Source organism: Streptomyces cyslabdanicus (assembly GCF_052663305.1).
In genome coordinates this window covers 15,265-35,637 of record NZ_JBQRUW010000027.1, presented here as the reverse complement: position 1 = coordinate 35,637, position 20,373 = coordinate 15,265, and the positions used below count along the sequence as shown (strand labels likewise).

At 71.7% G+C, this 20,373-nt stretch carries 16 protein-coding genes; 9 read left to right on the top strand and 7 right to left on the bottom strand.

The window, feature by feature from the left end; all coding sequences use genetic code 11:
• Positions 1–118: 118 nt before the first annotated feature.
• Positions 119–2,095 carry a purple acid phosphatase family protein gene (locus ACTYVM_RS17095; RefSeq protein ID WP_445526708.1) on the bottom strand — a complete coding sequence of 659 codons (1,977 nt, stop codon included), beginning with the start codon at positions 2,093–2,095 and terminating at the stop codon, positions 119–121.
• 125 nt (positions 2,096–2,220) lie between these two features.
• The gene (locus tag ACTYVM_RS17090; protein WP_445526707.1) at positions 2,221–3,429 is read right to left on the bottom strand and encodes a HupE/UreJ family protein; all 1,209 of its coding nucleotides are present in this window, start codon (positions 3,427–3,429) and stop codon (positions 2,221–2,223) included.
• A gap of 170 nt (positions 3,430–3,599) precedes the next feature.
• On the opposite strand from ACTYVM_RS17090, the gene ACTYVM_RS17085 reads away from it, so the two are divergent.
• Positions 3,600–4,271, top strand: a complete 672-nt coding sequence (locus ACTYVM_RS17085; protein WP_445526706.1) for a type 1 periplasmic-binding domain-containing protein — start codon at positions 3,600–3,602, stop codon at positions 4,269–4,271.
• Positions 4,272–4,394: 123 nt separating this feature from the next.
• On the opposite strand, the gene ACTYVM_RS17080 is transcribed toward ACTYVM_RS17085, so the two are convergent.
• A complete protein-coding gene (locus ACTYVM_RS17080; RefSeq protein WP_445526705.1) occupies positions 4,395–5,027 on the bottom strand; it encodes a TetR family transcriptional regulator in 633 nt (210 codons plus the stop codon).
• 134 nt (positions 5,028–5,161) lie between these two features.
• On the opposite strand from ACTYVM_RS17080, the gene kbpA reads away from it, so the two are divergent.
• The 3 genes from kbpA to ACTYVM_RS17065 all read left to right on the top strand — a co-directional run bounded on the left by kbpA (position 5,162) and on the right by ACTYVM_RS17065 (position 9,241).
• Positions 5,162–5,887, top strand: a complete 726-nt coding sequence (kbpA, locus tag ACTYVM_RS17075) for an AfsK-binding protein KbpA (protein WP_445526704.1) — start codon at positions 5,162–5,164, stop codon at positions 5,885–5,887.
• Positions 5,888–6,076: 189 nt separating this feature from the next.
• The gene (locus tag ACTYVM_RS17070) at positions 6,077–8,428 is read left to right on the top strand and encodes an outer membrane protein assembly factor BamB family protein (RefSeq protein WP_445526703.1); all 2,352 of its coding nucleotides are present in this window, start codon (positions 6,077–6,079) and stop codon (positions 8,426–8,428) included.
• A gap of 183 nt (positions 8,429–8,611) precedes the next feature.
• Complete coding sequence (locus ACTYVM_RS17065) at positions 8,612–9,241, top strand: hypothetical protein (RefSeq protein WP_445526702.1); 630 nt, start codon at positions 8,612–8,614, stop codon at positions 9,239–9,241.
• 76 nt (positions 9,242–9,317) lie between these two features.
• Here the strand turns inward: ACTYVM_RS17065 and ACTYVM_RS17060 are convergent, their stop codons facing one another.
• From ACTYVM_RS17060 to ACTYVM_RS17050, 3 genes are all read right to left on the bottom strand, one after another.
• Complete coding sequence (locus ACTYVM_RS17060) at positions 9,318–9,491, bottom strand: hypothetical protein (RefSeq protein WP_400032576.1); 174 nt, start codon at positions 9,489–9,491, stop codon at positions 9,318–9,320.
• Positions 9,492–9,674: 183 nt separating this feature from the next.
• Positions 9,675–12,629 carry an SARP-family global regulator AfsR gene (gene afsR, locus ACTYVM_RS17055; RefSeq protein WP_445526701.1) on the bottom strand — a complete coding sequence of 985 codons (2,955 nt, stop codon included), beginning with the start codon at positions 12,627–12,629 and terminating at the stop codon, positions 9,675–9,677.
• Positions 12,630–12,913: 284 nt separating this feature from the next.
• Complete coding sequence (locus ACTYVM_RS17050) at positions 12,914–14,452, bottom strand: CehA/McbA family metallohydrolase (RefSeq protein WP_445526700.1); 1,539 nt, start codon at positions 14,450–14,452, stop codon at positions 12,914–12,916.
• A gap of 19 nt (positions 14,453–14,471) precedes the next feature.
• Here ACTYVM_RS17050 and ACTYVM_RS17045 point away from each other — a divergent pair, with 19 nt between their 5' ends.
• The 5 genes from ACTYVM_RS17045 (at position 14,472) to ACTYVM_RS17025 (ending at position 19,185) form a co-directional block, all read left to right on the top strand.
• Positions 14,472–14,933 carry a prevent-host-death family protein gene (locus ACTYVM_RS17045; RefSeq protein ID WP_445526699.1) on the top strand — a complete coding sequence of 154 codons (462 nt, stop codon included), beginning with the start codon at positions 14,472–14,474 and terminating at the stop codon, positions 14,931–14,933.
• Positions 14,930–15,283, top strand: coding sequence for a hypothetical protein (locus ACTYVM_RS17040; protein ID WP_445526698.1), 354 nt, complete (start codon positions 14,930–14,932; stop codon positions 15,281–15,283). The genes ACTYVM_RS17045 and ACTYVM_RS17040 overlap by 4 nt, the downstream gene beginning before the upstream one ends.
• Before the next feature lie 49 nt (positions 15,284–15,332).
• Positions 15,333–17,918, top strand: a complete 2,586-nt coding sequence (locus ACTYVM_RS17035) for a bifunctional FO biosynthesis protein CofGH (protein ID WP_445526697.1) — start codon at positions 15,333–15,335, stop codon at positions 17,916–17,918.
• Between the two features lie 79 nt (positions 17,919–17,997).
• Positions 17,998–18,564, top strand: a complete 567-nt coding sequence (locus ACTYVM_RS17030; RefSeq protein ID WP_445526696.1) for a hypothetical protein — start codon at positions 17,998–18,000, stop codon at positions 18,562–18,564.
• Positions 18,565–18,573: 9 nt separating this feature from the next.
• The gene (locus ACTYVM_RS17025; protein WP_445526695.1) at positions 18,574–19,185 is read left to right on the top strand and encodes an SMI1/KNR4 family protein; all 612 of its coding nucleotides are present in this window, start codon (positions 18,574–18,576) and stop codon (positions 19,183–19,185) included.
• Positions 19,186–19,283: 98 nt separating this feature from the next.
• Here ACTYVM_RS17025 and ACTYVM_RS17020 read toward each other — a convergent pair whose 3' ends face one another.
• The gene (locus ACTYVM_RS17020; RefSeq protein ID WP_445526694.1) at positions 19,284–20,093 is read right to left on the bottom strand and encodes a hypothetical protein; all 810 of its coding nucleotides are present in this window, start codon (positions 20,091–20,093) and stop codon (positions 19,284–19,286) included.
• Positions 20,094–20,373 lie beyond the last annotated feature (280 nt).

Genomic DNA, 20,373 nt, shown 5'->3' with positions numbered 1-20,373 from the left:
GGGGGGGGGGGGGGGGGGGGGGGTGGGGGGGGGTGGGGGGGGGTGGGGGGGGGGGGGGGGGGGGGGGGGGGGGGGGGGAAACGGGGCCCCCCCCACCCCCCAGGTCAAGCGGTTACGGTCAGCTGCTCAGCGCAGTGATCGTGAGGGTGGCGCGGTAGGCGCCCTTGTCGACGCTGCCCGGGATCTTCAGATCCAGGTCCGCGCCCAGCTTGGCCTTGCCCTTGGGGTGGCCCTGGTCGGCCCAGCCGAGCCCGCGCGAGACGGACAGACCGGCGCCGCCGTCGTAGCCGGAGGCCACCTCCCCGCTGGCCTTGGCGCCGGCGCCCTCCTGGAGCACGTTCGGCGTCCAGCCGAGGTAGCCACCGGAGAACACCTTGTCGGCGTCCTTGAAGTCACCCACGCTGGCCGAGATCGACCACGGGGCGAGCGAGCGGCGGCTGTCCGACACGAGGATCGGGTTGATCTTGCCGTCGGCCTGGAAGTAGTCGCCGTCGTGGTCCTTGGCGGTGCCGAGGTCCACCAGGCCGTTGTAGCCGTCGATCGTCCAGCCGAACTCGCCCGGGGCGGCGTTCGGGACGTTCACCTGGATGTCCTGGCCGCTGCCGTGGTACGGGTGCACGGTGACGTTGTCGACGAGCGAGCCGACCGGCTGACCGGAGGGCGTGTTGGTGCAGGAGACCTGGCCCAGCTCCACCGACGCGTTCGGCGCCTCGCAGGTGCCGCTGCGGACGTTCTCGACGACCAGCTTGTCGTTGCGCACCTTGACCTTGACGTAGGTGCGGACGTTCTCCTGGTTCTGGACCGAGTTGTACCAGTAGTTGTCCGGGTTCAGCGGGTCCGCGCCGTTGCCGTCGCCGGTGGTGCCGCTGTTGTCCGGCTTGGTGATGCCGTAGTACTTCGAGCCGGAGGCCGAGTTGGCCGTCACGTACAGCACACCGCCGGGACCGGGGTACACGTCGGCCGCGCCGGGCTTCTCGTCCTTGTTCTGCTTCGCGCTGTTCTTCAGCAGGTAGCTGCGCGAGTAGGCGTGGTCGTGGCCGGCCAGCACCAGGTCGACGCCGAGCTTGGAGAAGGCCGCCGGGAGGTCGTTGCGGCGCACCTTGGCGTCGGCGTCCTTGGCGTGGGAGGCCGGCGAGTACATCGCGTGGTGGAAGACGAGCACCTTCCACTTGGCCTCGGAGCCGTGCTTGTTGATGACGTCCGTGACGTAGTCGATGTGCGCCGCGTCGCCGCCGCCGCCCTGGCTGGTGGCGTAGCTGTTGCTGTTGATGTCGATGAACAGCACATCCTTGTAGATGTACCAGTAGTTGCCACCGGACGTGTTGGAGCTCGGCTGGCCGTTGGAGTACAGCGGCGCCGAGCGGTCCGTGTTCGGCGTGTACAGGTGCTGCTCGTACGCCTTGCCGCCGACGTCGTGGTTGCCGATGGTGGCGGCCCACGGGTACTGGCGCAGCTGGTCGGGGGCGAGGAAGGCGTCCCACTGCGACTCGGTGTTGGCGGTCTCGACGTGGTCACCGCCCGACACCAGCAGCTCGGCGTCCGGGTTGGCCCCGAGCGCGACGTCCAGGGTGTTCTGCCAGCCGGCCTGGTCCTTCGCGGTGTTGCCGGACGAGCCGATCTGCGGGTCGCCGAAGAACAGGAAGTCGTAGTCGCCCTTGTAGTCCTGCGTCTTGAAGGAGTACGTCGGGGACCAGTCGCCCTCGGAGCCGACCCGGTAGGAGTACGCCATGTGCTCCTGGAGGCCGGTGAGGGTGGCGTGGCGGTTGTAGCCGCCGCTGGTGGAGATGTTCTCGCCGCCGAGGGCGTCGAAGGTGGTGGCGGAGGCCGGGAACTCTCCGTTGTCGAGCTGCGCCGTCGGGGCGAGCTGGACCTTCTGCGTGGTGTCGGCCGAGGAGTACCAGGTCACGGTGCGCTGGGACTCGTTGGCGCCGACGCCGAGGATGATGCCGGTGAACGTGCCGGTCTCGGCTGCCTGGACGGGGGAGGCCAGGCCGCTGCCGAGGGCCACGGTCAGGCCCAGGAATGCCGCGGCGGCACCCGTGGCCACCCGGCGCCGCGCAGACCCGGAGGACTGCGAGGAGGGTCTCGAAATCATCAGACTCGTTCCTTAGGTGCACGAAGGTGCAGGGAATGGAGGCCAACAAGGTCTCTGGATTTGGTAAATCAATCGCAAATGCGATCTAGGGATCAGCTGAACTTCCCGCTAGACCTGGGCTGTTCTCAGCCCTCGAGCACCCGCTGCACGCACCACACCAGACCCATGGCGGCCACCCCCGCGCACAGCGTGCCCGTCGCCCACGCGCCCGCCCTCGGCGCCCGGCGGCGCAGCAGCGCGAGAAGCGGGAAGACGAGCACGATGATCCCCAACTGCACGGCTTCGATGCCGACGTTGAACACCAGCAGGGACCACAGCAGGGTCCACGACCACGGCTCGTCGATCCCCAGGGCCCCCGCGAAACCCAGACCGTGCACGAGCCCGAAGCAGAACACGACCCCGAGGCGCAGCCATCCGGCCCGGTCCAGGCCCAACGGCCCGTCCCCGGCGGTGTCGTGGAGGGCGGCCCGGTCGTCGCCGCGCCGCGGCAGCCGCCACAGGTGCCAGCCGGCGACGACGGCGATCGACAGCGCGATGACGGGCTCCACGATCCGCTCCGGCACGTGCACCAGGCCGAGGGCGGCGAGCAGGAACGTCACCGAGTGGGCCAGGGTGAAACTCGTGGCCGCGAGCACGATCTCCCGCAGCCGGCGGGACCCGGCGATGAGCGCCAGCAGGAACAGGATGTGGTCGACACCGGTCAGCAGGTGCTCGGCGCCCAGGCGGAAGAACTCCCAGAACCGCTCGTACCCCGACTGACCGATCGAGAAGGAAGGGTGGCCGGCGTCCAGCGCCGCACTGCCCGACAGGCCCGCCAGGTCGTAGGTGGCGATCGTCCGGGTGCCGCGCACGTAGCCCTCGGAGTCGGGGAAGAGCGCGCTGCGCACCTCGGGGTCGCCCTGCTTGGCGCACGACCACTCGAGCGGCATGACGGCGTACGGCACGCCCTCCTGCCGGCCGATCGTGAAGTCACCGGCCCGGGACGGTGTGCAGGCCGTGCCGCCGGAGCCGACCGAGAAGCGCTTGGTGACGTACGCGAAGGCCGACTCGGTGTGGGACTCGAGCGCCGCGGCCTGTGCCTTGGCGTCCTCGGCCTCGAAGGCGGCGGTGCCCACCTGGAAGAGCGGATCGTCGTGCTCGAAGTCGGCGGCGGACACGACGAAGAGGTCGTACTCCAACTCCAGCACCGTGCGTATGCGACCGCCGTCGCCGCCGGTGACGTGGACGTACACGACCGACGAGAACCCGTGCGCGGAGGCAGGTTGCCCGACGCCGAGGAAAGCGATCACCGCCGCGGTGATTCCGACGAGTGCGCGGCGGACCCGTGATGACATGGTGGCTCCTTGAGGTATCCCGTGCACGGTGCATGTCATCGGTGAACAAACTCGGGCCCGTCGGCGAACCGTTGAGAAACAAGCCCCGCAACCGCCCGCGCGGAGGCGATCCGCGGCGATCGGGAGGGGAGGATGACGGCGCACCCCTCATCACTCGGAGGACGATCGCCTTGCGCTCCCCGCTTCGCGCCGTTGCCACGCTGGCCGCGGCCGCCGCGCTGGTCGCCGGATGCGGCTCCGGCGACGACTGGTCACGGCCGCACCCCAAGCCCACCGCCGTCGGCATGCTCGGCGCGGGCTTCACCGACCCCTCCGCCCCACCCACCCCGGAGGCCACGGTCACGCCGCGGCCCGGTTCCTGGCAGCAGGTCCACCCGCCGAAGGGCTACCGCGTGGTGCTGCTCACCGCGGGCGACGACCGTCCGACCAGGGCCCTGGCGGCAGCGGTCGAGGACTGGGCCGCGAGCGAGCACGTCGACCTCAGGACGGTGGCCGCCGGCGGCCCCCACGACCTCGTCCCCGCCATCACCAGGGCCATCGACATGGGCCCCGACCTCGTCATCAGCGCGGGCAACGATCTCGTCGACCCGCTCGCCGTGGTCACCGCGAGCCATCTGTCGCAGCAGTTCCTGGTCGTCGGCGCGGAACTGGCCGAACCCACCCACAACGTCACGGCCGTCGACTGGTCGGGTGCGTCGTTCCGCGGCGAGGGGCTCGGCATGTCCTCGACGTACGACCCGAAGTCGTTCACCGCCGCGCGCTGCGCGGCCGCCGTCAGCGCGGGCGTCGCGGCCGTGCTCCACGACCTGACGGGCATCGTGATCTGGCTCGACCGGCACTAGGACGCCCTGGGCCCCGCTGGGCAATCATTCCCCACAGCGCAACAGGCGGCGGTCCACTCGGGTGGACCGCCGCCTGCCTGACAGGACTTGGGGCCTGGAGGGACTCCGAGGCCGGGGCGCGGGCTATCGTGTCGGCTTCTTGCCGGTGACGCCCAGGTGGACCAGCAGCGCAAGGTTCGGTTTCAGATCGGCCTGCTTCACCCCCGAGACGAAGCCCTTCTGGTGCGAGGCCACCGCCGCGAGCATCGCGACGAGCGAACCGGCGATCGCCGCCGGATTCACGTCCTTGTCGACCCGGCCCTTGGACTGGAGTTCGGTGACCGTGTCCGTCAGGGTGCTGTTCACTGAGTTGAGGATCTTCATACGGATCTTGTAAAAGCGCTTGTCGCCCTCGGCGGCACCGAGATCGATCACGCGCAGGATGGCGTCGTTGTGGCGCCAGAACTCCAGAAACCCGTCCACGAGTTCCTGCGCCGTCTGCCAGCCGGCCTTTCCGGTCCACGACCGGCCCTCGAGCAGTCCGGCCAAACCGGCGCCCTCGGCGGCCATTTGCTCCGCGATCTCCAGAACGGCGCCTTCGACGTCAGGGAAATACTGATAGAAGGTCGCGGGCGAAGTGCCCGCCTTCCTGGCGACATCGATGACCTTGACGTCCCGGTAGGGGGAGGAGCTGAGCATCTCGCTGAGGCAGTCGAGCAGCTTCTGCCGGGTCGCCTGCCCACGTCGACCGGCCACGCGGCCGTCGACGGTACGCACTTGTCCTGTCATGTCGTCAGCTTACCGAGCAGTGATCGGAGCGCGATTCGGCCGACTGCAAATGGGGTGCATGCGCTCAAAGGGGCTGGTGTGCCTGGTCTGCGGGTCGCGCGTGACCCGGCTAGTTTGGCGACATGGCCGAAAACAGGGCATCCGCGAGCACGGAGGGCGTCCCCTGCTGGGTGGACGCGCAGCTTCCCGACGTCGAGGCGGGCAAGCGGTTCTACGGTGCGCTCTTCGGGTGGAGCTTCGCGGAGGAGACGTACGGCGGATCCGTACCGGCCCGGCTGGAGGGGGAGCCCGTCGCCGCGCTCTCACCGAAGACGGACGGCCGGATGCCCACCGTCTGGACCGTGTACTTCGCCACCCCGGACGTCCGGGCGCTGGCCGAGCGGATCCGGGCCGCCGGCGGGCAGGTCGTGACCCCGCCCACCCGGGTCGAGTGCCTCGGCACGGCCGCCCTCGCCGCCGATCCCGAGGGTGCGGTCTTCGGGCTGTGGCAGCCGGACAGCCACCAGGGCTTCGGCAGGCGCCGCGAGCCGGGCACCTTCGTGTGGGCCCAGTTGTACGCCCGCGATATCGAGGCCGCGAACGTCTTCTACGGCGGACTGTTCCGCGACGCCCTGTTCGGGCCGGGCGCCGAGCCCGAATTCGGCCGGTCCGCCGTCTTTGAGGTCTTTCCACCCGAGATGCCGCCGCACTTCCTCGTTCACTTCCGGGTCGCCGGGATGGAGGCCGCCCTCGGCACGGTCGCCCGGCTCGGCGGGCGGGTGCAGGTGCCGCCTTTCGGGACGTCGTACGGAACCGTCGCCGTCGTCGCCGACAATCAGGGGGCGTCCTTCGCCCTGCTGGAGAGGTGAAATCCGCTCCCCGGCCGGGAAGAGGGGGTTTTGCGGCATGACATCCCGATGTGTCGCCGGGTTCGCAACCTGTGCGCCGGACAGGAAGAATCAGGGTGCGTGCCGCCAAGGCGGTGCGGTGGTGAGACGCTGCACGTCGGTCGCGTACATATGTGGGTGGCGCGGCTCGTACGGGGAGGTGGCAGGCAAGTGGTGGATCAGCTGACGCAGCACGACCCTCGGCGGATCGGGCCGTTCGAGGTGCTGGGACGGCTGGGTGCCGGCGGCATGGGGCTGGTCTATCTCGCGCGCTCGGCGTCCGGGCGGCGCGTGGCGATCAAGACGGTCCGGACCGAGCTGGCCGAGGACCAGTTGTTCCGGGTCCGCTTCACACGTGAGGTGGAGGCCGCGCGGGCGGTCTCCGGCTTCTACACGGCCGCGGTCGTCGACGCCGACCCGCGCGCCGCCGTGCCGTGGCTGGCCACCGCCTACGTCCCCGCGCCCTCCCTCGAGGAGATAGTGACCGAGTGCGGTCCCCTCCCGGCCCAGGCGGTGCGCTGGCTGGCGGCGGGCGTCGCCGAGGCGCTCCAGTCCATCCACGGCGCCGGGCTCGTCCACCGTGACCTGAAGCCGTCCAACGTCCTCGTCGTCGAGGACGGGCCGCGCGTGATCGACTTCGGCATCGCCTCCGGTGTCTCGAACACCCGGCTGACCATGACGAACGTCGCTGTCGGCACCCCCGCGTACATGTCCCCCGAGCAGGCCAAGGACTCCCGTAGCGTCACCGGCGCCAGCGACGTCTTCTCGCTCGGCTCGATGCTGGTCTTCGCCGCCACCGGGCACCCGCCCTTCCACGGCGCCAACCCCGTCGAGACGGTCTTCATGCTGCTGCGCGAGGACCCCGACCTGGAAGGGCTCCCGGACGAGCTGCGTCCGCTGATCGATTCCTGCATGGAGATGGAGGCCACCGCCCGGCCCAAGCCGGCCGACCTCCAGGCCCAGCTCGCCCCCCATCTGTTCGGCTCCGGCTCCGACGACAGCGGTACGGCCTCGGCCTGGCTGCCCGAGCCGGCGGTCGGCCTGATCGAGTCCCGCCGCGGCGGCCGCCTGGCCGTGCAGCCCGCCGCGCCCGGTCCGCGCGGTGGTGGTTCGGTCCCCGTACCGCCCCCGCCCTCGCACAGCCCCGCCGTCCCGGCGCCGTCCGCGCCCGCGCCGGTGGGCGTCCCCGACTCCGGTCCCGTGCGGCTGGCCGGCGCCCAGGTGCCGATCGGACCCGGGCCGCGCGTCGCCGACGCCCGCGCCGCCGCCGTCAAGGCGCCCCCGCCCGAGGCGGGCCTGGCCGCCACCTGGTCCAGACCGCACCCCGGCGTCAACGGCGCCGACCCCGTCGTGCCGGTCGTGCCGCCGGCGCCGGTGCCGCCGGAGACCCCGGCCGGGTGGCGGCCGTGGCGCTTCCGCATGTCCAACGACGTCTGGGGCACCCCGTCCGTCGCCGACGACCTCGTCTACGTGACCTCCTTCGAGGTGCACGCCCTGGACGTGGCCACCGGCCGCCGCCGCTTCAAGACCCGCGACGTGGCCTGGTCCATGGCGGTCGCCGACGGCCGGGTCCACGCCTCCGACGGGCCCACCCTGTTCGCCCTGGACGCCCGCGGGGGCGCCGATCTGTGGCGGGTGCAGACCGACTCCTGGGTGTACTCCCTCAAGGCCGACCGCGGCACGGTCGTCACCGGCACCCGCGGCGGGGGAGTCCAGGCCTGGGAGGCCACCGGCGGCCAGAAGCTGTGGGAGACCAACGGCTGCCAGACGGACTTCGAGTCACCCGAGGCCGGCCCCGTCGTCCACGACGGCACGGTGTACGTCTGGCAGGACGCCCGCCTGCGCGCCCTGGAGGCCCGCACGGGCGAGGAGCGCTGGTCCTACCCGATCGGCGACGCGGCCTCCTGCGGCGGCGTGCCGGTGCGGGTCACCCCGGCCCCCGACGGCTACGTCTACGTCTGCGCCGGCACCCGTGTGCTCGCCGTGGACGTGGCGAGCGGCCACGTCCGCTGGCACTTCGAGGCCCCCGCGGTCTTCCTCTGCCCGCCGGCCTTCGCGCCGGGCCCGACGGTGAGCGGCGGCGGCGTCTACCTCGCCGACTACCTCGGCACCGTCTACGCCCTCGACGCCACCGACGGCCGCGACCGCTGGCGCATCGCCACCGAGTCCCGGGCCTCCGTCGCGCCGGTCCTGGTCGCCGGCGGGCACGTCCACGTCGGCAGCGGCAGGGGCTTGTACACCCTGGACGCGGTCACCGGAACGCCCAAGTGGCGCTTCCAGGCGGGCGGCGAGATCGTCGGCTCCCCGGCCGTCGCCGAGGGCCGCATCCACTTCGGTTCCACCGACCACCTGCTGTACACGCTCAAGGCCGACGACGGCCGGCTGCGCTGGAAGCTGGCCACTGGCGGCGAGATCACCGGCTCCCCGGTGGTCAGGGACGGGGTCGTGTACGCGTGCAGCAAGGACCGCTGCGTGTACGCCCTGGACGCGGAGAAGGGGACGGGCACCGCCCGCACCACCTGACCCCGCGCCGGGGCGGTGGGGTGACGGCCGTCGTACGGGATACACGGAAGGGGTCTCGGACGACGGCCGCCGGTCCAGGTCAGCGGTGCTCGGTCACCGCCCACGCACAGGACGCTACTCCGCGTACGGGCCCGTCGCCAGGTGAGTCCCGGCGGGCCGGCGTTGCGCCGTTAGGGTGATCGCATGCAGACGCGGGGGCGCAGGATCAGGTTCACGGCGGTGTCGGTGGTAGTGGTGCTCGCCCTGACGGGCTTCTCCCGAAGCCACGGTCACGGCCACGGCCGGCACGGCGGCGGTGGCGGAGGCGGCTGCAGCAACTCGAGCCAGGACCACGACAGTTCGACGTCGAGTAGCTCGTCCGGTGGTTCGTCCGATAGCTCGTACGGTGGTTCTTACGGCGGCTCGTCCGGCGACTCGGCCGACGACGGCACCAGCGGCACCAGCGGCACCAGCGACACGGGTGGCACCGGCGGGACCTACAACCGCCGTCCCGGCTACCGCTCCACGCCCACCACCAGCGGCACGGGCAAGGGCCGCGACCTGCGGGACGCCACGGTGAGGCTGATCAGCTGCGCGTCGCGGAAGCGTCCGTACGCGACCGTCGAGATCGCCAACCTCAACGACACCAAGGCCGAGTTCCAGGCCTGGATCACCTTCTACGACGCCGACGGAACCCTGCTCCTGAAGAACTCGTCCCCCACGGTCCCGGTCCCCGCGAACGGCAGGGCGACCACCGAGATCAAGCTCGGCGAGAGCTACCTGCTTTCGGTCGACCGCTGCGAGACGGACCCCACGGCCGCCCCCAGGAACTGACCGCCCCCGAACACACTTCGGCCGCGGCGGCTCCCCCTCGGTGCCACCGCGGCCGATCCCCCGTTGGTTGAGGCCATCAGGCCTTTTCGTCGGTGATGTGGGTGTCGAGCGGCTTGACGGTGCCGTCCTTCAGCGGGGCGTCCGTGATGTGGGTGTCGAGCGGCTTGACGGTGCCGTCCTTCAGCGGGGCGTCGGTGATGTGGGTGTCGAGCGGCTTGACGGTGCCGTCGGACTTCTTCGCTTCCGCCATCGTTGTTCAACTCCTGTGGCTCTGTGGTCGTGAGGCCCGCCCGGCGACTCCCCCGAGGGCCGCCGGACGGACTGGTAGGGACCGCTCACCCTAGTGGCGGGCCCGATGCGAGCCGTCTGCCCCCCGACGCGACGGCTTGACAGGACGAGAGTGCCGTAAGGGCATAAACAAACGATGAACGCCTCAACGGACGCTTTGGGCAGTGCGCGTGGGAAGAAGCAGTTCCTGGACTTCGTCCGCCTCGGCAGCCCCCAGTGCCTCGTAGAGCGACAGCGCGTCGTGCCAACAGGCTTTGGCGCGGTCGACCTGGTCGACCTGATGGAGTGCCTTTCCCAGCAGGGTCAGCACGTTGCCGAGACGCCAGTCGCCGCCGATCCCCCGCAGTAGGGCGAGGGACTGCTCTGCGAGGGCCGCGGCCGGCGCCGGCTTGTTCGTGGCGAGACCCACCTCGGCGAGGCGGAAGATCGTCATGCCCTCCCAGAGTCGCTGTCGGCTTTCGCGGAAGCCGCCGAGCGCTTGGGTGAACTGCTCCGCCGCCTCGTCGAGTTCCTCGGCCTGCGCCAGTGCGAGCCCGAGAGCGTAGCGCCCGTTCGCACCGCGCAGCGTGTGACCCAGACGGTCGTAGATGTCGACGCCCTGCTGTGCGAGGTCGATGGCGCTGGCGGTGTCTCCCAGGGCGAGGTGTGACCGGGAGAGGTTGCACAGGGCGCTTGCCTCGCCCGCCAGGTTGCCGTCCAGGCGGAAGTTGGTGATGGCCTGCTGCAAGAAGGCGGCGCCTTCGTCGTGGCGGTTCCGATAGACCGCGATCACGCCGCAGTGATTCGGGACCCAGCAGTTCAGGGCCGCGTCGCCGAAGTCGGCGATCAACGATGCCGCATGCTTGGCCTCTTCGTCGGCCTGCGCGAAGCGACCGGCCACCAGATGTGCCTCGGTCAGCGTGATGCGCGCCCTGGCCTCGGCACGGGCGTCATCGCGGGTCTGCGCGGCTTCGCGGGCCGCTGTCGCGGCTGCTCCGTAGCCGAGGCCGTTCGCGCCGGACTCGGCCAGGTCCTTCGCGGCCCAGAGGAGATCGACGGCTCGGCGCAGCCCGCTGTTGCCGACCGACTGACGCACACAGGCCAACAGGCAGTCGGCCTCCGCGTACAGCCAGTCGCGTGCCGCACGGCGATCGCTGAACCGCAAGCCCGGGAACGCCGTTGGTTCCAGGTGATCCACCAGTCGGTCCCCCGGCCGTTCGATCGCGTAGACGCCGGCTGCCGTGGCCAGGTAGAAGTCCAGCAGCCGCGACATCGCGGACTCCCGCTCGCCCGGCGGGTGTTCGTCGCGTTCCGCGCAGGCGCGGGCGTAGAGGCGGACCAGGTCGTGGAAGCGGTAGCGGCCGGGGGCCGCCGACTCCAGGAGGGACGTGTCGACCAGGGACTCCAGGAGGTCCTCCGTGTCGTCCACCGGGAGGTCCAGGACGGCCGCCGCCGCCTCCAGGGACATGTCCGGGCCGTCGGCCAGGCCCAGCAGGCGGAACGCCCTGGCCTGCGCAGGCTCCAACTGGCCGTAGCCCAGCTCGAACGTGGCCTTCACCGCCAGGTCGCCCGCCTGGAGTTCGTCCAGGCGGCGGCGTTCGTCCGCGAGTTTCGCCGCCAGGACCGAGACCGTCCAGGTGCGGCGGGCCGCGAGGCGGGAGGCCGCGATCCGGATGGCGAGCGGCAGGAAACCGCACGCCGCCACCACGTCCAGGGCCGCCTCGCGCTCGCTCGCCACCCGCTCCTCGCCCACGATCCTCGTGAACAGGGACAGCGCCTCGTCCGGGCTCATCACGTCCAGGTCCACCAGGTGCGCGCCCGCCAGGTCCACCATCCGTACGCGGGACGTCACCAGGGCCGCGCAGCCGTCGGTGCCCGGCAGCAACGGCCTCACCTGGGCAGCGTCCCGCGCGTTGTCCAGCAGGACCAGCACCCGGCGGCCGTCGAGGACCGAGCGGTACAGGGCCGCCCGCTCCTCCAGGGATTCGGGGATCGCCGTGTCCGCCGTGCCGAGGGCGCGCAGGAAGGAGCCGAGTACCGTCTCCGGTTCGGCCGCCCTCGAGCCGGCCCCCTGGAGGTCCACGTACAGCTGGCCGTCCGGGAAGGCGGCCCGCGCCTGGTGGGCCACGTGGACGGCCAGCGTCGTCTTGCCCACGCCGCCGATCCCGGCCAGCGCCGACACGGCCATCACCCGTCCCTCGGCCGAGGCCAGTACCTCGCTCAGCTCGGCCACGAACGAGCTGCGGCCCGTGAAGTCCGGAACGGTCGCCGGGAGTTGTGCCGGGCGCACCGCGACCACCGCCGGTTCGGCCGCCGGGGAGGACGGCTCGGCGAGGGCCGGGTCGGCCTGGAGGATGCGCTGTTGCAGTTCGCGCAGTTCGGGGCGGGGGTCCACGCCCAGCTCGTCCGCCAGCAGGCGCCTGGTGTCGGCGTACACCGCCAGCGCCTCCGCCTGCCGGCCGCTGCGGTACAGCGCCAGCATCAGCAGCTCGCGCAGCCGTTCCCGCAGCGGGTGTGCCGCCGTCAGCGCCGTCAGCTCCGAGACGGCCTCCGCGTGGCAGCCCTGTTCGAGGTCCATGTCCAGGCAGGACTCGAGGAGTTGCAGGCGCCATTCCTCCAGGCGCACGCGCTGCGCCTCCGCGTACGGACCGGGCACGCCGGCCAGCGGCTCCCCGTCCCACAGGGCGAGCGCCCGCCGCAGCAGTTCGCGTGCCTGGCACAGGTCCCCGGCCGACCGGGCCTTCTCGGCGCGGGCCGCGAGCTCCTGCGCCTCGGCCAGGTCCAGCGCGCCCTCGCCCGGCCCGCGCACGGCATATCCGCCGGACTCGCTGACCAGCACCCCGGGATCCAGCGCCTTGCGCAGCCGGGAGGCGTACGTCCGCACCGCCGCCAGCGCCTGCGACGGCGGCTCCTCGCCCCACAGCGCGTCGATCAGCTCGGCCGCGGTCGCGGTGCGTCCCTCGCGCAGCAGCAGCGCGGCCAGCAGGGCGCGTTGCTGCGGGGAGCCGGTGGGGACGGGCTGCTCACCGCGCCAGGCGCGCACCGGGCCGAGCACGCTGAAGCGCAGTGTCGCCGACTGCTCGGCACGCCGCTGCTCAGGCACCCGCGGTACACCTTCCATTGCTTCCCCCTGGCCCCCTGTCGCACCGTCAACAATCGGAGCCAGTTTGCCTTGTTCACGGCAGATGCGTCAGCTCCCGAGACCGCGATCACAGCGCCGCGTTTCCCACGACACAAGCCCCACACATCCTCTTCGCACGCTCTCTGCCGCCGCGGCGGGGCGCGCACGGGCATCCGACGGCATCCGCGCGGTCGTCCGCACGCGCAATCCGACGGCCGTCCATGCGGGCATCCGGCGGTCGTCCGTACGGACATCCGGCGGTCGTCCGCGCGCGCACCCGCCACTCAGCCGTGCGCGCCCGTCCCCAGGAAGACCGGGTTCGTGAGCGCCGCCATCACGCCGGGCAGCGGGCCCACCGCCGTCTCGTGACGCACCTCCGCGCGCACGTAGGCCGCGTACGCCGGGGTCGTGATCCACTCGACGACCCCCGAGCCCGACACCGGGAACGGCTCGCTGGTGAGGAGCGCCCCCTGGTCGGTCACGAGCCGGACCGAGCAGCGCGGCACGCCGGAGGCCTCCAGGCGGACCGTCACCGGGGAGTCCGAGGCCACCCGGAGCCGCTCCCCGATGTCCGCCCGCTCGCCCCCGGCCCCCGTCGCGGTGAAGGCGAGTGACACGTTCGCGGACTCGGCGACGTACGAGCGGCCCGCGCGGATGCCGTCCTGGACCGCCTCCCGGGTGAGGTCGTCGGCCAGGACGACCGTCTGGGGCAGGCCCACGGAGTCCGGTGGCCGGTGGGCGTCGCTGCTGCCCATCGCGGGCAGCCAGCGTCGCTCCTCCCGTGCCGCCGCCACCAGCGTGGCGTCCCACGCGGCCACAGCCGTCTCGTCGTCAGGGGTGAAGGGGCCGTTCCACACCTCCACCGCGTCCGCCTCGCCGAAGCCGAACTTCCAGGCGCAGCCGACGCAGCCGGCGTGCGGATGGGCGGGCACGACCAGGCCGCCCGCGCGGCGGATCTCGCGGGCGAAGCGGCCGAAGCGGTCCTCCCGTGCCCGGTAGCGCCAGTCGACGAAGGTGCCGGGGTCGGTGCCGAGGGCCAGGACGTGGCCGTTCCTCGTCGTCACCTCCTCGCCCAGCATGATCAGCAGGTCGTCGCCGGCCAGGTCCGCCCAGTGCGCGTGGGCGGCGTGGGTGTTGTGCTCGGAGCTGTTGATGAAGTCCAGGTCGGCCGCCCTGGCCTGCGCCGCGATCTCAGCCGGGGTGCGGCTGCCGTCGGAGTACCGGGAGTGGATGTGGCAGTCCCCCCGGTACCAGGCCCGCCCTCGCCCCCTGGCCCACTGCGGCGGGTACGACGGGGGTACGGCGGCGCCGGGCGCGCCGTGGGTCAGGCGGACCGTCAGCTCGTACGACAGGCCCTGCGGGGCGACCGTGTAGGGCCCGAGCGCGATGTGCCAGACACCGGCGTCGACCGGCCCGGCGATGTAGCCCGGCGTCGCGTCGTCCGCGCGGAGGAAGAACTCCGACCGCGCCCCGCCCGACCACCCTCGAAACCCCCGGCCGCCCAGCTCTGTGCCGCGCTGGTCGAAGATCCCGATGTCCAGCGCGTTGCCGGGGGTTCCGGCGGGCACGGCCGGCCTGTCGTAGGTGTACGAGACCCCGATCTCCCGCACCCCGTCCGGGACGTCGACGGGAACGTACACGTAGTCGGGGGCGCCCGGCGCCATCGTGCCCCGGATCGTCCGGGTCACCCGCCCGCCGTCCGCGCCCCCGGCACCACTAGCGAAGGTCACGCCTCCCAACGTAGGCGCAGCGGCGGCGGTCGTCACGACGGGAGTGCCCCCGCGGCTGGCCCTCCGAGCGCAGCAGTGGACTTCGGAACACATTCCGAAGTACCGTGGGGTCATGTCCACACCCACGGTCTCGTTCTCGGAGCTCTCGAAGAACTCGAAGCGCGTCGCCGACACACTCGACCGGGCCCAGCGTGTGCACATCACACGTAGGGACGGAGAGGACCTGTACCTCACGACGGCGCGACGTGATCAGCAGCGTGAGGAGACGGCCGACATCACGGCCAGGCTTCTCGGCGCTCTCATCGGCACTGACGGTGGTGCACGGGCCATAGTGCGGGCGCTGCCCACGGTCTTCCCATGGGCCCGTCACCTGTCGGCCGACGAACTGCGGCAGTTCGTGGACGAACTCGTCGACGCCACCTACGACGCCGCGCAACTGGACGTCCACGCCAACCTCCACCGGGTGGTCGTCGAGTGGCGGGCGACGGCCCGCATCCTCGCCGACCCCGACCTGACCGCACAGCTGACGCGCCGCTTGCCCGATGAGGACCACGGTGAGGTGGTCGCGCCATGAGCCCCAAGCGCGGCGACGATGTCGCGCCGCCCCCGGTGGACCAGGAATGGCGCCTGCGGTTCGCGACGAACGACGCGGCCAAAGGCTGGGGCGAGCTGGGAGCCGAGGCACCGGGAAACACGCGGCGCTGCTACGCAGCGCTGCGCCGCGATCCCACGTCGCGCGCTGACCCCGACAGGCAGCACCGCCTGCGCGGGCGCCTTGCAACGGGCAACCTGGGTGGCCGCGGATATCCCCAGTGGGAATACGAGGTGACGGCGGGAGGGCGTGTGCGGTATCTCGTGGACGAGGCTCGCCGCACTGTGCTTCTGGTCTACGCGTCCCCCAGCCACCCGAAGGACACCGAGTAGTCGTAGCCGCGTCTGAGCCCGTTGATCAGCACGAGCCTATGCTCGAAGGATGACGACTTCCGCGACCTCCGGAACCGGTCCCACCGAGAACTCCCTGCGTCGCGCCCTCAAACGTGCCCGGGACGGGGTCGCGCTCGACGTCGCCGAGGCGGCGGTGCTGCTCCAGGCCCGGGGCGAGCACCTCCAGGACCTCGCCGCCTCCGCCGCCCGGGTGCGGGACGCCGGTCTGGAGGCCGCAGGCCGCCCCGGCGTCATCACCTACTCCAAGAGCGTCTTCATCCCGCTCACCCGGCTGTGCCGGGACAAGTGCCACTACTGCACGTTCGTCACCGTGCCCGGCAAGCTGCGCCGCGCCGGGCACGGGATGTTCATGTCCCCCGACGAGGTCCTGGACATCGCCCGCCGAGGCGCCGAACTCGGCTGCAAGGAAGCCCTGATCACCCTCGGCGACAAGCCGGAGGACCGCTGGCCGGAAGCGCGTGAATGGCTGGACGCGCACGGTTACGACGACACCATCGCCTACGTACGCGCGGTCTCCGTCCGCATCCTGGAGGAGACGGGACTGCTGCCCCATCTCAACCCGGGCGTCATGACGTGGACGGACTTCCAGCGCCTCAAGCCCGTCGCCCCGTCGATGGGCATGATGCTGGAGACGACCGCCGAGCGGCTCTGGTCCGAGCCCGGCGGCCCGCACCACGGCTCCCCGGACAAGGAACCGGCCGTACGACTGCGGGTGCTTGAGGACGCCGGCCGCTCCTCCGTCCCCTTCACCTCCGGCATCCTGATCGGCATCGGCGAGACGTACGAGGAGCGCGCCCAGTCCCTGTTCGCGCTGCGCAGGATCGCCCGTGCCCACCACGGCATCCAGGAACTGATCATCCAGAACTTCCGCGCCAAGCCGGACACGGCCATGCGCGGCATGCCCGACGCCGAACTCGACGAGCTGGTCGCCACGGTGGCCGTCGCCCGGCACATCATGGGCCCGTCCGCCTGCCTCCAGGCCCCGCCCAACCTGGTGGACGCGGAGCACGAACGGCTCATCGGCGCCGGTATCGACGACTGGGGCGGTGTCTCCCCGCTCACCATCGACCACGTCAACCCCGAGCGCCCCTGGCCCCGGATCGAGCAGCTCGCCGAGAAGTCGGCCGCGGCCGGCTTCGAACTGCGCGAACGGCTCTGCGTCTACCCGGAGTTCGTCACCCGCGGCGAGCCCTGGCTCGACCCGAGGCTGCTGCCGCACGTCCGCGCCCTGGCCGACCCCGCGACGGGCCTGGCCCGCCCGGACACGGTGGCCGAGGGCCGCCCCTGGCAGGAGCCCGACGAGGCCTTCACCGCCACCGGCCGCACCGACCTGCACCGCACCATCGACACCGACGGCCGCACCGCCGACCGCCGCGGCGACTTCGACGAGGTGTACGGCGACTGGGGCGCCCTGCGCGAGGCGGCCGCCCCCGGCATGGCCCCGGAGCGCGTCGACACGGACGTACGGCAGGCCCTGCGCACGGCCGCCGACGACCCGACGAAGCTCACCGACGACGAGGCGCTGGCGCTGCTGCACGCGGACGGCCCGGCCCTGGACGCGCTGTGCGGCATCGCGGACGACGTCCGCAGGTCCGTGGTGGGCGAGGACGTCACGTACATCGTGACGCGGAACATCAACTTCACCAACGTCTGCTACACCGGCTGCCGCTTCTGCGCGTTCGCCCAGCGCCGCACCGACGCGGACGCCTACACCCTGTCCCTGGACCAGGTCGCCGACCGGGCCCAGCAGGCCTGGGACGTCGGCGCGGTGGAGGTCTGCATGCAGGGCGGCATCCACCCCGACCTGCCGGGCACGGCCTACTTCGACATCGCGCGCGCGGTGAAGGAACGCGTCCCCGGCATGCACGTGCACGCCTTCTCCCCGATGGAGGTCGTCAACGGCGCCAGCCGCACCGGCCTGTCCATCCGCGAGTGGCTCGCCGAGGCCAGGGCGGCGGGCCTGGACAGCATCCCCGGGACGGCGGCGGAGATCCTCGACGACGAGGTCCGCTGGATCCTGACCAAGGGCAAGCTGCCCACGGCCACCTGGATCGAGGTCGTGACGACGGCCCACGAACTGGGCATCCGCTCCTCGTCGACCATGATGTACGGCCACGTGGACCAACCCCGCCACTGGCTGGGCCACCTGCGCACCCTGGCCCGTATCCAGCAGCAGACCGGTGGCTTCACCGAGTTCGTGACGCTCCCCTTCATCCACACCAACGCCCCGGTGTACCTGGCGGGCATCGCGAGGCCCGGCCCCTCCGTACGGGACAACCGGGCGGTCACGGCGATGGCACGCCTCCTCCTGCACCCCTGGATCCCCAACATCCAGACGAGCTGGGTGAAGCTGGGCGAGGCGGGCGCCGCCGAAATGCTCCGCTCCGGCGCGAACGACCTCGGCGGCACGCTGATGGAGGAGACGATCTCCCGCATGGCGGGTTCCTCCTACGGCTCGTACAAGTCCGTCGAGGACCTGGTCGCGGTGGCGGCGGCGGCCGGACGCCCGGCGAAGCCGAGGACCACGCTCTACGGCGAGGTCCCGGAGGAACGGCGGCGGGCGGCGGCCGCGTCGGACGGCCACCTGCCGGACCTGCTGCCGGTCCTCGACTGAACCGAGGCAGACGCAGCTCGCAGTACGATGATCCGACCCCCGGTGGAGGGGTCGAGTAGCACCGAGGAGATGCGTGCCCATGGCGGCCCGAATACCTTCGTGGGCCTGGGTCAGCGGCCTGACCGTGGGCGCGGTCGCGGCAGTGGCCGTACTGGCGGTGAAGGCCGACCAGGGTCCCCACCCCACGGCCGCGACGGCCCACCCGCGACCCACCCCCTCGGCAAGCGCCAGCCCCTCGGCCAAACCCACGCCCCCGGCTCCGCCGGCCGTCCCGGCCGACTCGGGCGTGGGCCGCCGCGTCGTCTACGCCCTCGCCCAGAAGCGGGTGTGGCTGGTCGACGAGAGCGACAAACCCACGCGCACCTTCCCGGTGTGGCCGGGCACGGTGAGCCCCGACCCGGGCGCCTACGCGATCTCCCAGCGCGTGGCCGCGACGACCGGCTCGGACGGCGTGCAGATCGAGCACATCACGTACTTCGCGGGCAAGTCCGGCGTCTTCATCGCCTTCAGCAACGCCGTGGACGGCGCCTCACCCCCGCCGGCCGCCGCCGACGCCAAGACGGGCGGCATCCGCATGGGCAAGCCCGACGGCACGGCCCTGTGGACCTTCGCCACCCAGGGCACGAGGGTCGAGGTCGTCCCCTAGGGTCTTTCCATGGAACTCGCCCAGACCGTGGCCCGGCTCGACCAGTGGCTGAAGGAGCACGCCCCGGGCGACTTCCGGCAACTCGCCCCGCCCGCCGAGCCCGCACTCGTCACGGCTGTGGCGGAGAACCGGTTCGAGCCGCATCCAGACGTCCGGTCCTGGCTCGCCCTGCACGACGGCTCGGCCCTCGACCCCACGCCCGCCGCAGGCGCCTTCGTGCCCACCGACTTCCCGCTCCTGGGGGCCGCCGGCATGTGTGTCGGGCTGCGGGACATGGAGGAGGAGGTCGCCCGGGCCCTGGAGGAGGACGAGGCCGAGTACGTCGTCGGTGTGACGGCGGACGTGCGCTGGCTGCCGGTGGCGATGAACCACACGGGTGGACAGCTCGTGGTCGACCACCGGGAGGGCCCAGGTTTCGGCGCGGTCCTGGAACTGGACCCGTCCATCGACGTCAATGGAGTGAAGCGCTGGGACAGCCTGTCCCACCTCTTCGACTCGGTCCTGGACGCCCTGGTCCATGGCACCCCGATCGCCACGGCCAGCGGTGCGCGCAGCGTCCCACGCATCGAGGACACGGGGAACTCGCTGCCCCACGTCGTCTGGGACATCCACTACGGCTGACCGGTCGGGTACAACTGCTGTCACGCCCGCGGTCGCACGGTACAGGGTGCACCCCTCGACGTCCGGCACGTCATGTACAAGGCGTCCCCGTCAGCGACTCATCGGAGGAAGAAGCCCGGCTCTCTTACGGCCACCGTGGATGCCAGGTCGCGCAGTTCGCCGTCAGTGATATGCGTTCCGTACGAAGCGAGCACGGTCACGGCACCATTCCGACGCACGAAATAGAAGACCGCGTGCTGCCTGACCGTGCGCCAGGTGTTCGGGGCCACCTGTTCGCACGGCATCTGGTACAAGGGGCCACTGGAGCCTTGCGCCTCGCAGACCGGTGGGTGGAAGCCGGACTCCACCGGTGCCACGGTCACATGGACGGCCCAACCGTTCGGATCATTGACGTCGACGCCGGCCCGCTCGGGCCACAAGCGGTAGAAGAGCTCGTGATCGTGCCGACTGGCCCATGGGCGGTCGAGGCGGTAACCGGTCACGTCGGGCGCGAGCAGGGAGACGCCGGCATCCACGAGCTCACTGCGCTTGCTCGTTTCAGTGCGGTGGTCACCCACGAGCCCCGAAAGCGGCCACAACAGAGCAAGAGCAATAAGCAGCACGATCCGGGGCCACCAGAAGACGGGACGGGGCGCGGTCAGGACAGTGGCCAGTGCGAACAGGGCGGCCGAGGTCAGCGGGAGAACCGCTGTCGGAAGGCTCCCGACGAGCGCCCGATCGTTCAGCCCCGCCCCGAACCAGAAGAGCAGGCTGGCGAGCACGGCAACCCGCCAGGCCGGCCGGACACCCGCCAAGCGCAGCAGCAGCCAGCTCGTCAGGAAGCCAACCACCGCTGCCACTCTGAACAGCAGAAGGGCCAACGCCAGGCAGCCCCACTCTTGCTGACCGCACGGGAGGAGTTCATCCAAGGGCCAAGCGGACAGCCCGGCGGCAAGCACGATCAAAGCGGTCCCGAGCCCGGCTCCGACCGCCGACGACCTGGCCACACGGGTTCCCAGGAACGAGCGCCACCGAGTGGGTCCCCGATCCCCTCCAGCGCGTACCGATGCCATCTTCTCTGTCGCCCCCTCCGCAAGCCCGACCTGGAGGCCGATCATGGGTGCGCGAGAAGGGAGGTGACATGAGTACGCGTACTCAACAGGCCTGGGCGCCTGGCGCGTTGCCCCATTGACCGACGGTTGGCCTCGG